At 32.0% G+C, this 12,589-nt stretch carries 8 protein-coding genes; 5 read left to right on the top strand and 3 right to left on the bottom strand.

Going from position 1 to position 12,589, the window contains the following annotated elements; all coding sequences use genetic code 11:
• Window positions 1-3 precede the first annotated feature (3 nt).
• Window positions 4-1,248, bottom strand: a complete 1,245-nt coding sequence (locus tag H593_RS19835) for a S41 family peptidase (protein ID WP_157588756.1) — start codon at window positions 1,246-1,248, stop codon at window positions 4-6.
• A gap of 205 nt (window positions 1,249-1,453) precedes the next feature.
• A complete protein-coding gene (locus H593_RS0102390; RefSeq protein ID WP_028870950.1) occupies window positions 1,454-2,242 on the bottom strand; it encodes a LytTR family DNA-binding domain-containing protein in 789 nt (262 codons plus the stop codon).
• Window positions 2,243-2,343: 101 nt separating this feature from the next.
• On the opposite strand from H593_RS0102390, the gene H593_RS0102385 reads away from it, so the two are divergent.
• Window positions 2,344-3,126: a tRNA pseudouridine synthase A gene (locus H593_RS0102385; RefSeq protein ID WP_028870949.1), complete on the top strand. Its 783-nt coding sequence runs from the start codon at window positions 2,344-2,346 to the stop codon at window positions 3,124-3,126.
• Between the two features lie 797 nt (window positions 3,127-3,923).
• On the opposite strand, the gene tsaD is transcribed toward H593_RS0102385, so the two are convergent.
• Window positions 3,924-4,946 (bottom strand): tRNA (adenosine(37)-N6)-threonylcarbamoyltransferase complex transferase subunit TsaD, encoded by a 1,023-nt coding sequence (gene tsaD, locus H593_RS0102380; protein WP_028870948.1) that lies wholly within the window; start codon window positions 4,944-4,946, stop codon window positions 3,924-3,926.
• 127 nt (window positions 4,947-5,073) lie between these two features.
• Between tsaD and H593_RS0102375 the strand changes: the two genes are divergently transcribed.
• The 4 genes from H593_RS0102375 to H593_RS0102360 all read left to right on the top strand — a co-directional run bounded on the left by H593_RS0102375 (window position 5,074) and on the right by H593_RS0102360 (window position 12,553).
• Complete coding sequence (locus tag H593_RS0102375; protein ID WP_028870947.1) at window positions 5,074-9,456, top strand: translocation/assembly module TamB domain-containing protein; 4,383 nt, start codon at window positions 5,074-5,076, stop codon at window positions 9,454-9,456.
• 136 nt (window positions 9,457-9,592) lie between these two features.
• Entirely contained in the window at window positions 9,593-10,579 is a 987-nt protein-coding gene (gene pfkA, locus H593_RS0102370) for a 6-phosphofructokinase (protein ID WP_028870946.1), read from the top strand.
• Window positions 10,580-10,627: 48 nt separating this feature from the next.
• Window positions 10,628-11,629 carry a type I glyceraldehyde-3-phosphate dehydrogenase gene (gene gap, locus H593_RS0102365; protein ID WP_028870945.1) on the top strand — a complete coding sequence of 334 codons (1,002 nt, stop codon included), beginning with the start codon at window positions 10,628-10,630 and terminating at the stop codon, window positions 11,627-11,629.
• Window positions 11,630-11,692: 63 nt separating this feature from the next.
• Entirely contained in the window at window positions 11,693-12,553 is an 861-nt protein-coding gene (locus H593_RS0102360; protein WP_028870944.1) for an N-acetylglucosamine kinase, read from the top strand.
• The last annotated feature ends 36 nt before the right edge of the window (window positions 12,554-12,589 follow it).

The raw sequence follows: 12,589 nt of genomic DNA, 5'->3' as shown, positions 1-12,589 counted from the left end.
ATTTTACTGAGCGTCTTTCTCAATGATTTCTAAAGTTTGTTCAATCCAATCTCTATCAAAATCTAATGGTCTTTCTGGAGAGACTCCTTTTCCTTCATATTGGATATACTTATGGAAATTCATATCTGTTGGCGTTATCATGAAATGTCCTGATGGTGTGTCATGTTGATAGCCGTAATTCATCCCGTAAGCTATAATTCCTCTAGTTGTTTGTCCTAGGTGTTGCGCATTTTTTAAATCTTTAAGTTTAAGTACAAATTGTTCTCCATTACTTCCCGCAAAACAATTGGTTAAAATATAAACGTTTTTGTTTTTTAACAATTTTAAAAAAGGATCTGATAATTTACTATTGCCGCCACGATTGCTTCTTAAATCTACAATAATATTTTCTGCGGAAAGTTTAGTTTTAACATTAGCATAGAACGTTTTATAGGTCTCTTTGTTTTCTTTGCTAAAGGAGCTAAAATTACCGAAATATAGATATTGTGTATTCGTATTTAAAGTTTTAAAAACCCAATCAGATTGATCTTGTATTGGAAGTTCTGCATTAGATGTGTTGCCAACTTTTTTGTAGCTCCAAATTCTTCCATTTTCAAAAGACATGCTTTTTATAAAACTGGGTGTTCTCGTTTCGTGGTTATAATAATACACGTCATATTTAATTCCATTGGTGTGCGTTAAATAAAATTTGATTTCACCAGCTTCCCATTGATTTATTTGACTCTCTAATACGACACCAATGAAGTCCATTTTATTATCTGCATAATAGATCCCTATTTGTTGTTGATCTCCATAACCGTAAATTCCCTCTAAGTCGCCAATTGCTTTTTTAGATAATTCCTTTTTCAATTCTGAAAGATCTCGCAACGTTTTAGGATGGTTTTTAAAGAGGTCGCTAGTTTTAAACGCACTTAATTTAGCGTCATCTTTTGCGTTTTCTGTAGTTAAATAAGTATCATTAAAACGAAGAGAAGCGTGCACATCATTTATTAAAGACATTTGTTCTAATAACATTTTGTAGCAGTCCTCAATCAGAATGGGTTGTTCTAATTTTTTAGAAAGAGAGGCATAGACTGTTTCAAACTGAGTCTCTTTTTGGCCTTTAATTTGCTTTTTGTAAGAGGGCATTTTTTTGATTTTTTCTACAATAAAAGCTAAATCAGTTTTGCAATCGCAAGTTAGAGATTGAGCAAAAACTGAAGTCATCGCGAATAAAAAAAGGATACTAAATAGAACTAGATTTTTCATGATAAGTGATTTTTATGTGATTAAACTTTCTGGGACAAATGTATTTTATAAATTACATAGTATTCAATAATAATAAGCGTTTGGGGCGAAATGATTCTGTCCTGTGGTAGAATTACAATGAAACTTTTATCAATCATTTATTCTTAAAATAAACGATTAATAAATGAGTTGAATGTATCCTTTTTTTTAGAATGTGAACTCATCATTAAACGCTCAAATTTTCTTTTACGTTATCTAGGTATGTTTTTGAAATAGGTACTTCAATGTCTTGAGCAAGTAATAAAAAGTGTTTTCCTTTTTCGGTTTTCCAAGATTTGAAATGGAATGGATTAATAACAAAGCTACGATGCGTTCTTAATAACTCGGGAAATGAATTAGATACTTTTGACAGTGTATTTCTAATAAGACTTTTTTTAAGCATTGTTCCGTCGATATAAAAAACTTCCACATAATTATCTGAAGATTGAATGCAGATCAAATCATTCAGAAGTAATCGTAAGCTTTCGTAATGACCTTCGCCTTGAATTTCAATTTTTTGTTCCTCGAGTTTCTTGTTTTTATATTTTCCGAAGGCAAAACGACCAATAATCAAAATGGGAAGAATTACAGTTAAAGCAGGTAGGAAAATACTTTTGGTATGATACCACAATGTGTAAGGATAGGGTTCATTTGGAACAATCACAAATAAATAGAATAGTCGTGCAACTGCCATAGATACCAAAAGAAAAATGATCAGAAATACAATCTCGTGGCTCAGTTTCCATTGGTACTGACTTTTTTTATAAAGCCAATTCTGAAAAGGTATAAAACAAAGATAACTCACAGCCACTATAAGACCGTAGATTGGGAGATACATCAATTTTTCACTAGTGTTGAATTGATCAACATCTATGGGCTCTGTAAAATATAAAAACAGAAAAACCCATAACGCAAGACCTAAAGCTATTAGGATATGGTGTTTTATCGAGGGGTCAAAAGGATATTTTTTATGCACTAGAAATTTTTATGCTTAAAAATAGAACTTCATTCGATAATTACCAATAACAAAGCCAGCAAAAATTTTGTAAAAACTCATAAAATAGCGTTCTTGCCTTTATGATTAATAAACGTTATTACTATTTAATTAAGATTCAGTTTTTGGGTTATCGTTTTCATGGTTGGCAGAAACAACCTAAGTTAAAAACGATTCATTTAATGATTGATAGAACGTTTAATTTTATTCTTGATGGTGTGGCATTTAAAACATTAGGATCTGGTCGTACAGATGCCATGGTATCTGCGAATGAAACAGCTTTTGAATTATTTATTTATGAAAAAATTGAAGATGAAGCTGCTTTTTTAGCGTTGTTTAATCATAATCTTCCACAAGATTTGAGAGCATTGGCTATTGAAGAAGTTGATGCAACGTTTAATATCATCCAGCATTCAAAAATTAAGGAATATGTATATTTATTTACTTACGGACAAAAGTGTCATCCCTTTTGTGCACCATTAATGACCACCATTCTCGATGAGTTAGATATTGAGTTGATGGCACAAGGAGCGCAACTATTTGAAGGTACCCACAATTTTAAACCCTACTGTTTTAGAGCAACAGACAAAGGCTTATATACAAGAACAATAGAAAGTTGTGAGCTTATAGAAAATAGTTTATTTACAGCTAATTTCTTCCCTAAGAAGACCTACACCCTTATTGTAAGAGGAAAAGGTTTTGGGAGAAACCAAATTCGTTTGATGATGGGGACACTTATTAAATTAGGTAGAGGAGACGTAGACTTGGCTTATATCGAAAACTCATTAAAAGCAGAAAGTATTGAGGTCATGGATTATGTAGCTCCCGCTTCTGGTTTAATATTAAACTCGGTGGAGTTTGAGTGATTTTTTTTTACAAAGACTTATTAGGAATAGAATTTTTTCAAAAATTTACAAAGTCTTATGTGACTACTCTTTAGGTGTTTTCTGCTTTTTGCCGATGAAAAAACTAATAAATACCAAAGCGCAAAACATAATACATTTTTCTAGAAAACACCAAATCACGCTCAGTATAATAAATATTCCCATGGTTTGATTACTCGGTAAATAATCTCTATGAAATGAGGTGATTAGTATAACTAGTCTTTCAAAAAACACTCCGGAAGGAATTGTAATAAAAGAAATCAAGATTGTTAATAACCCTACACATTTCAATCATGAAGTTATTTTATTGAACCAAAATAATTGCAATAACAAGCAAAAATTAGCGGTCGTAGTTGCATGAACCAATAAGCCCAAGCATAAGGACCAGTTGCTCTCGTGCTAAAAAAAAACCAACTTGGTTTGACCAATAATAACTAACTATGAATAGTAGGTGTATTATAAAACAAATTACAGAGAGAGCTCTTATCGTTTTTATGGATTTGTTTATAAAACTAAGGACTAGCTTATTTTTAGAAAACATGTAAATAATTAGTGAAGCTATAACCACTATTGAAAACCCAATAAAAAAGCCATCTAAAAAAGGGTAATTGTTTCTAGGATGTCGTAAAAATAGCTAGCCATTGAGTATTAGTTAAAAGATAAAAGTAACATAACGGTTTAATTAAGCGCAGTATTTTTTTTAGGAATGTTTTTGGCATCAGAAGAATTATTCATCTGAGTAAACACCGCATATTGTTCACTAAATACTGCCCACTAACTTAAATCTTCAATCTAGAAGAAGCCATCACATTTTGCTCAGCATAAGCACCATCTAAATACTTTAAATGCCCAACAATAGCAATCATCGCAGCGTTATCTGTTGTGTATTCAAATTTTGGGATGTATGTTATCCATCCAAATTTGTGTTCTCCATCTCTTAAGGCTTGACGAATTCCCGTATTTGCTGAAACGCCACCACCAATAGCAATATGTTTGAGACCTGTTTCTTTTGAAGCTAACTTTAGTTTATCAATTAAAATACCGATAATCGTATATTGAATAGACGCACAAATATCGTTTAAGTTCTCTTCAACAAAATTAGGGTTTGCTTTGACTTGTTTCTGTATAAAATATAGTATGGCAGTTTTTAATCCGGAAAAACTAAAATTCAATCCGCTCACTTTAGGCTTTGTGAATTTAAACGTTTTGGGATTTCCTAATTTAGCGAGTTTATCAATTGCTGGTCCAGCAGGATAACCTAAACCCAATAGTTTTCCACTTTTATCAAAAGCCTCTCCAACAGCATCATCGATGGTTTCTCCAATAACATCCATTTCGGAATATGAATTTACTTTTACAATCTGCGTATGACCTCCAGAAATCGTCATTGCTAAAAACGGAAATGGCGGTTTTTCAAAATCATCTTCTTCAATAAAGTGCGCTAAAATGTGAGCCTGCATGTGGTTGACATCTATTAACGGGATCCCTAAACCATAAGCCAATGACTTTGCAAATGAGGTGCCTACTAACAGAGAGCCCATCAAACCAGGACCTCTAGTAAATGCAATAGCGCTAAGCTGTGATTTGTTGACTCCTGCTTTTTTTAGTGCTTGATCCACGACGGGAACAATATTTTGTTGATGTGCTCTAGACGCTAATTCTGGTACAACACCACCATACTCTTCATGGATTTTTTGACTAGACACAATGTTACTTAAAACTTTACCGTTATGCATAACAGCAGCAGCAGTATCATCACAGGACGACTCAATAGCGAGAATATATATATTTTGTAGGCTCATTAATATAAATTAGGCACAATAATTGTTAATTTTGAGGACAAAGTTATAACTTTCAAGGCATATCAAAAAATTCTTTAAAATAGTATCAAAGATTTTAGCAATTATTTTGCTATTGTTCATCATTTTGGTGCTAATACTTTCTATTCCTGCAGTACAGACCAGTTTAGGGAAATATGTAACAAGTACTATCAATGAAGACTTTGGTACTCATATAAATATAGGTAAAATTGGATTGCAATTTAATGGCGACGTAGAACTCAAGGAAATCTACATTGAAGATTACAGAAAAGACACTTTGATTGCTGTAGAGGAGATTAATACATCAATTCTAAACTATAGAAATATTATTGATGGTACGCTTAATTTTGGAGATATTGATATTATAAACTTGACATTCAATGTTAAAACATATAAAGGTGAAGAGAATACAAATCTTGATGTCTTTGTAGATAAATTTGACGAGAATAATCCAAGAAAAGATAAAAGTACTTTTTTATTATCCTCTAGTGATGTTTCTATTTATGAGGGTACATTCAGGTTAATTGACGAAAATAGAGAAACACAGAACGTATTAGAGTTTTACGATCTTAATATTAATTCAACAAACTTTATCATTTCAGGAAGCAATGTGAATGCAAGAATAAACACCTTAAACTTCAAGGATAGTAGAGGTGCTTATGTCAAAAATATGGTGACCGATTTTGAGTACACCTTAAACCATATGATTTTTGATAATTTAAGTATTAGAACTGAAAAATCTAATCTCGTCGGAAATTTGCGTTTTGATTATAATCGCGAAGATTTTAAGGATTTTGAAGATAAGGTTAAAGTCACGGCTAACTTTAAGGATGCGGAAGTTTATCTCAATGATCTCAATACATTTTACAATGAATTTGGAAGCAATCAAAAAGCAATTATAGATGTCAATTTATCTGGTACTTTAAATGATTTAACTGCAGAAAACTTAAGGCTAAATGCCAGTGGGAGAAGTAAAATATATGGGGATATTAATTTTAAAAATTTATTAAGTAAAGAAGAGGGCGACTTTTCAATGAATGCTAGATTTGATAATCTATCTTCAAATTACTATGATTTACGAGCTTTGTTACCTAATATATTAGGTGAATCGATACCATCAGTATTTTCAAAACTTGGAGATTTCAGAATAACAGGAACATCATACATCACAGATACAACTATAGATGCAGATATTAATATTTATACAGATTTAGGTTTGATTGTGTCTGATATGAAAATGACTCGTATTGATGATATTGATAATGCTAGCTATATCGGAAACATTGTTTTTGATGAGTTTGATTTAGGGGTATTACTTAATGATCCAAATGTAAAAACAACGTCTTTTGATTTAGATGTTGATGGTAGAGGATTTACTCTAGATAATTTGAGTACTCAAGTTGCAGGTGAAGTATTTCAAATAGAATACAATAATTATAATTATAAAGGTGTTGATGTTTCTGGAAAACTAGGGAATCAAATTTTTAACGGACTTTTAGAATCTAAGGATATAAATTTCAAGTTTAAATTCGATGGTCTTGCAGATTTATCTAATGATATCAAAGCATTCGATTTTAATGCCAATGTAGAATACGCTAACCTAAGAGCGCTAAATTTTATTACTAAAGATAGTATTTCAGTATTTAGAGGAAAAGTAAGGACTTCAATGAGAGGCTCTACAATTGATGATGCATTTGGTACATTAGAGTTTGAAAACACAACCTATATTAATGAACATGACGAATACTTTTTTAAAGATTTTAAAATAGAGTCTAAATTTCTTGATAAGAAACATATCGTAACAATTAATTCTCCAGATATCATTGAAGGAACTATGAGCGGAGACTTTAGATTTGCAGATATAGGCAAATTAGTTGAAAATTCGGTTGGTAGTATTTATACTAATTATGTTCCAAATGAAATTGAAACAGATCAATATTTAGAATTTAATTTTAAAATTTATAATAAAATTGTTGAAGTATTTTACCATGATTTAGAACTTGGCCCTAATACAACTGTAAAAGGTCGAATTGAAACAGATGAGAAACAATTCAATGTTACGTTTAATTCACCACAAATTAAACTTCTAGATTATTTTGCGAATGATATCTCAATTTTAATTGATAATAGTAATCCTTTATTTAACACGTATATTGAGATAGATACCTTAAGTACGAAGTTTTATGACGTTTCAAAGTTTAGTTTAATTAATGTAACCCAACGCGATACATTATTTATTAAATCTGAATTTAAAGGAGGTCAACAAAGTGTTGATGATTTCAATCTTAATATGTTTTATACCATTGATGAAAATAATAAGTCTGTTGTAGGTTTTAGAAAATCTGAAGTTGTATTTAAAGATAATAGATGGGTTATTAACGAAGATAAAAACAAACTCAATAAAATTGCATTCACACGTGATTTTAAGAATTTTGATATTAGTGAAATGGTCATGAATCATTTTGAAGAACGTATTGAATTATCTGGACAAATTTTAGGTGATAGCTATAAAGATTTAAAGTTAGATTTTACAGATGTTGATTTAACTAAAATCACACCTAGAATTGATCGTTTATCTCTTGAAGGTCGCGTCAATGGGAAATTAGACATCCTTCAAAAAGAGGGTGTGTATTTACCGAACTCTACAGTAGTTATTAGTGATTTGAAAGCTAATGATTACGAGTTAGGAGAGCTTAACGCTCGTGTAAAAGGGAATCAATCCTTAACGAGTTATACGGTTGATGTTACGCTAAAGAATGATAACTTAAAATCGTTAGATGCAAAAGGGTTAATAGATGTAGATGGAAATCGTATCGATTTAGATGTGACATTTGAAGAGTTTTTATTAGACCCACTCGATCCGTTTGGAGCAGGTGTAATCACCAATATTAGAGGTTTAGTGTCAGGAAGAGCTAAGATTACAGGACAATTAAACGACCCTCAATTTAACGGTGATTTACTGTTAGACAATGCAGGAATAACGATCCCATACCTAAATGTAGATTATAGCTTCGATTTTGATTCTCAAGTAAAATTAGAATCACAGCGTTTTATATTCCAAGAGGTCGAAATCACAGATTCTGAGTTCTTTTCAAAAGCGACTCTTAACGGTTTTATCGCACATCAAAATTTCTCAGATTGGAAATTAGGTTTAGAAATTGATACAAATCGTTTATTAGTATTAAATACAGATTATGATGAAGAAGAGTTGTATTATGGGACAGCATTTGTAAATGGACAAGCAGATATATCTGGACCTACAGATAATCTAAAAATAGAATTTAATGGGAGCACAGCCCAGGGTACAGTCTTCAAAATCCCTTTAAGTGATTTAGAGAGTTATGGAGACAACTCTTATATGCACTTTTTAAGTCCACAGGAGAAAGAAGCACGTTTAAGGGGAGAAACTATCAATAATACAGAAGTAAAAGGGGTAGAGCTGGAATTTAACCTTTTTGTAAACCCTTATGCAGATATAGAAATTGTAATTGATAAAAATTCAGGCAGTACCATTCAAGGTAAAGGTAATGGAAACCTACTTTTTGATATTAATACCAACGGAAAGTTTCAAATGTTTGGAGATTTTCAAATTGTAGAAGGGACTTATAACTTTGCCTACGGAGGCTTAGTACAAAAGAAACTAACGGTAGAGCCCAATGGTTATATTCGCTGGGAAGGTGATCCATTAAAAGCTCAAGTAGGTTTAACAGCAGTTTATAAAGCACAAGCTAATCCATCAGTATTATTAGATAATCCTATAAATAGAAATATAGACGTTGAAGTGAAAATTAATTTATCTGGTCAGCTAGAACAACCAGATCCAGACTTTAGTTTCAATTTCCCTGAAGTAGATTCTAACATTAGGTCTGAGCTAGATTATCGATTGGAAACTAAAGAATCTCGAGAGTTTCAGGCACTTAATGTATTGTCATTTGGGTCTTTCGCCAGTGAGTTTAATCTTGGTCAAAATGCATATGGAACCATATCAGATCGTGTCAATTCTCTCTTTAATAGTATTCTTGGCGGAAGTAAAGACGATAAAATACAAGTTGATTTAAATTACACTGCAGGACAACAAACTACCGATTTTCAAACCAATGACGAGATTGGACTTACGTTAAGTACAAAAATTAGTGATAGAATTCTTATAAATGGTAAAGTAGGAGTTCCCATTGGTGGAGTTAACCAGACGGTAATTGCTGGTGACGTTCAAATTGATATACTATTAAATGATGATGGAACACTAAAGGCAACGTTTTTTAATAGAGAAAATAGTATTAGAAACTTTGGAGAAGAGATTGGATACACACAAGGAGCAGGTTTAGCTTACAATGTAGAATTTGATACCTTCAAAGAATTGTTGAAAATCATCTTTACAGGAAAAAACAAAACGAAAGATAAGCCAGAAGAAGAGAAAAAGAAAGAAAACGAGGAGAAGTTCACTCCAGATTTTATAAATATTACGTCAGCAAAAGACTCAAAAAGCAATTAATCCTCTCCATTTTTAACAATTTTAATATTATTTATTAACGAAAACGTTTGAGTTTTTGTAGTCCTGTTAAATAAAGATCAAATCCATTTTTATTCTTATTAATGTTTACTAGATTTACTTTTTCAACATAAAATATATGTCAAAAAAGATAAAAAAAATTGGTGTTTTTACTTCTGGAGGAGATTCTCCCGGAATGAATGCTGCGATAAGATCTGTAGTGAGAACCTGTGCATTTCATAATATTGAATGCGTTGGGATCTATAGAGGTTATGAAGGTATGATTGAAGGTGATTTCAAACCTATGGATGCTCGAAGTGTGAAAGGAATCATCAATAAAGGAGGGACCGTTTTAAAATCTGCACGTTCCTTAGAATTTATGACTCCTGAAGGTAGAAAAAAAGCACATCAACATCTCCTAGATGCTAATATTGATGGATTGGTTGCTATTGGTGGTGACGGTACATTTACAGGAGCAATGATTTTTAATGAAGAGTTTGATTTTCCTGTAATGGGAATTCCTGGTACTATAGATAATGATATCTTCGGAACGTCGCATACTTTAGGTTATGATACGGCATTAAATACGGTAGTTGAAGCTATAGATAAAATTAGAGATACTGCGAGTTCACATAACAGATTATTCTTTATAGAAGTTATGGGTCGTGATGCTGGTCATATAGCATTAAACGTAGGAATAGGAGCAGGAGCAGAAGAAATTCTAATTCCTGAAGAAGATTTAGGCTTAGAGCGTTTATTAGAATCGTTACGTCGCAGTAAGCAATCTGGTAAATCGTCAAGTATTGTTATCGTTGCTGAAGGAGATAAAATAGGGAAAAATGTGTTTGAACTTAAAGATTATGTTGAAGAAAATATGATAGAATATGATGTGCGTGTTTCTGTTTTAGGTCACATGCAACGTGGTGGTTCTCCATCTTGTTTTGACCGTGTACTTGCAAGTAGAATGGGAGTTAAAGCTGTAGAGTCTTTATTAGATGGTAAAACTAATTTAATGGTAGGTTTATTAAGTGATAAAATTGCAGTGACGCCTTTGGACCAAGCAGTAAAAGGAAAATCAGAAATTAATATGGAGCTTTTAAGAGTTTCAGATATCATGTCAACGTAACAGTTGTACACATAATTAAATACTAATAGAAATAAATAAATAATTAATATGTCAAATTTAAAATTAGGAATTAACGGTTTTGGAAGAATAGGTAGAATCGTATTTAGAGCAACAGTAAAACGTGACGACGTCGATGTAGTTGCAATCAACGATTTGTTAGATGTAGAGCATTTAGCTTACTTATTAAAGTACGATTCTGTTCATGGAAATTTTGATGGGACGGTTGAAGTTAAAGATGGGCATTTAGTTGTCGACGGAAAAAAAGTGAGAGTTACTGCAGAAAGAGATCCTAAAAACTTAAAGTGGGATGAAGTTGAAACAGATGTTGTTGCAGAATGTACAGGTATTTTTACAAGTTTAGAAACAGCAGATTACCACATTCAAGCAGGAGCGAAGAAAGTTGTAATTTCTGCACCAAGTAAGGATGTACCAATGTTTGTTATGGGTGTAAATGATAATGAATTAACAAGTGAACATAAGATTGTCTCAAATGCGTCATGTACAACAAACTGTTTGGCGCCTATGGCTAAAATTATTGACGATAATTTTGGATTAGAAGAAGCCTTAATGACAACGATTCATGCAAGTACAGCTACACAATTAACAGTTGATGGACCATCTGCAAAAAATTACAGAATGGGACGTTCGGCTATTTTAAATATTATTCCGTCTTCTACAGGAGCAGCAGTAGCTGTAGGCAAAGTTATTCCTAAATTGAATGGAAAATTAACAGGTATGGCATTTCGTGTACCAACTGCAGATGTGTCTGTAGTAGATTTAACGGTTAAAACAACAAAAGAAACGTCATTAGAAGAAATTAAAGCAGCTTTCAAAAAAGCATCTGAGGGTTCTATGAAAGGTGTTCTAGGATATACTGAAGATGCTGTAGTATCTCAAGATTTTGTAAGCGATGCACGTACAAGTATTTTTGATGCCGACGCATGTATTGAATTAAACTCAAAATTCTTTAAACTTATATCTTGGTATGATAATGAGTTTGGGTACTCTAATAAACTTGTAGATTTAGCTCAAAAAGTAAATTCTTTATAAGATTCATTTATAAATTCGTAGTGTAGTTTTTTATTCTACGGATTTATGTTTTTAAATTAGCTTATGATTTTAATAGTTGATAGTGGTTCTACAAAATGCGATTGGATTGTAGTAGATCATAAAGGAGTACAACTTCAAGAAAAAATACGTACTAAAGGGCTTAATCCCGCAATTTTAAAGGAGAAAAAGCTTAAAAAAATTATTAGAAAGAGCGATGAGCTCATGGATCTTAAAAACCAAGTCACTCATGTATTTTTCTATGGTGCTGGTTGCGGTACAGAACAACCAAAAGCGATGTTGGCTAATGTACTACAGCTTATATTCTTAAACGCAATCATAGAAGTTCAAGAAGATACTATGGCAGCAGTGCGCGCTACTATTAATACTGATGATGAAGCTGCAGTTGTTTGCATTATGGGGACCGGTTCTAATTGTAGCTATTATGATGGTAAACGATTACATCAACGTGTTATTTCTCTAGGTTATACATTAATGGATGATGCTTCTGGTAATTACTACGGAAAAAAGCTGATCAAAGACTATTATTATAATTCAATGCCAGAAGATATTAAAGTGGCTTTTGAAGATAGATACAATTTAGAAGCCGATTATATCAAGTATAATCTTTATAAACAACCAAATCCTAACGCATATTTAGCAACTTTTGCAGAGTTCATGTTTTTGAATAAGGATTCTAAATACATCAAAAAGCTTATCAAAAACGGAATTAGACAATTTGTTAAAAACATGATATTTCAGTATAAAGAGGAGATAAAAACTGTTCCTGTGCATTTTGCTGGTTCAATTGCATTCTTTTCAGAGACAGAAATCAAAGAAGTTGGAGAAGAACTCGGGTTTATAGTTGGTAATTTTGAAAGACGACCAATTGAAGGGTTAGTCGCGTATCATACTAAGAATTTATAGTAAAAAACTAACTAATAAAAAACGGTTTTTTTAACG

The sequence above is a fragment of the Psychroserpens burtonensis DSM 12212 genome (assembly GCF_000425305.1).
GTDB lineage: Bacteria > Bacteroidota > Bacteroidia > Flavobacteriales > Flavobacteriaceae > Psychroserpens > Psychroserpens burtonensis.
This window is presented reverse-complemented; position numbering and strand designations above follow the sequence as displayed.

Coding starts and splice junctions, on each gene's coding strand:
- pfkA (WP_028870946.1), top strand. CDS start 9,593: ATGTCAAAAAAGATAAAAAAAATTGGTGTTTTTACTTCTGGAGGAGAT.
- gap (WP_028870945.1), top strand. CDS start 10,628: ATGTCAAATTTAAAATTAGGAATTAACGGTTTTGGAAGAATAGGTAGA.
- H593_RS0102385 (WP_028870949.1), top strand. CDS start 2,344: ATGATTAATAAACGTTATTACTATTTAATTAAGATTCAGTTTTTGGGT.
- H593_RS0102360 (WP_028870944.1), top strand. CDS start 11,693: ATGATTTTAATAGTTGATAGTGGTTCTACAAAATGCGATTGGATTGTA.
- H593_RS19835 (WP_157588756.1), bottom strand. CDS start 1,248: ATGAAAAATCTAGTTCTATTTAGTATCCTTTTTTTATTCGCGATGACT.
- tsaD (WP_028870948.1), bottom strand. CDS start 4,946: ATGAGCCTACAAAATATATATATTCTCGCTATTGAGTCGTCCTGTGAT.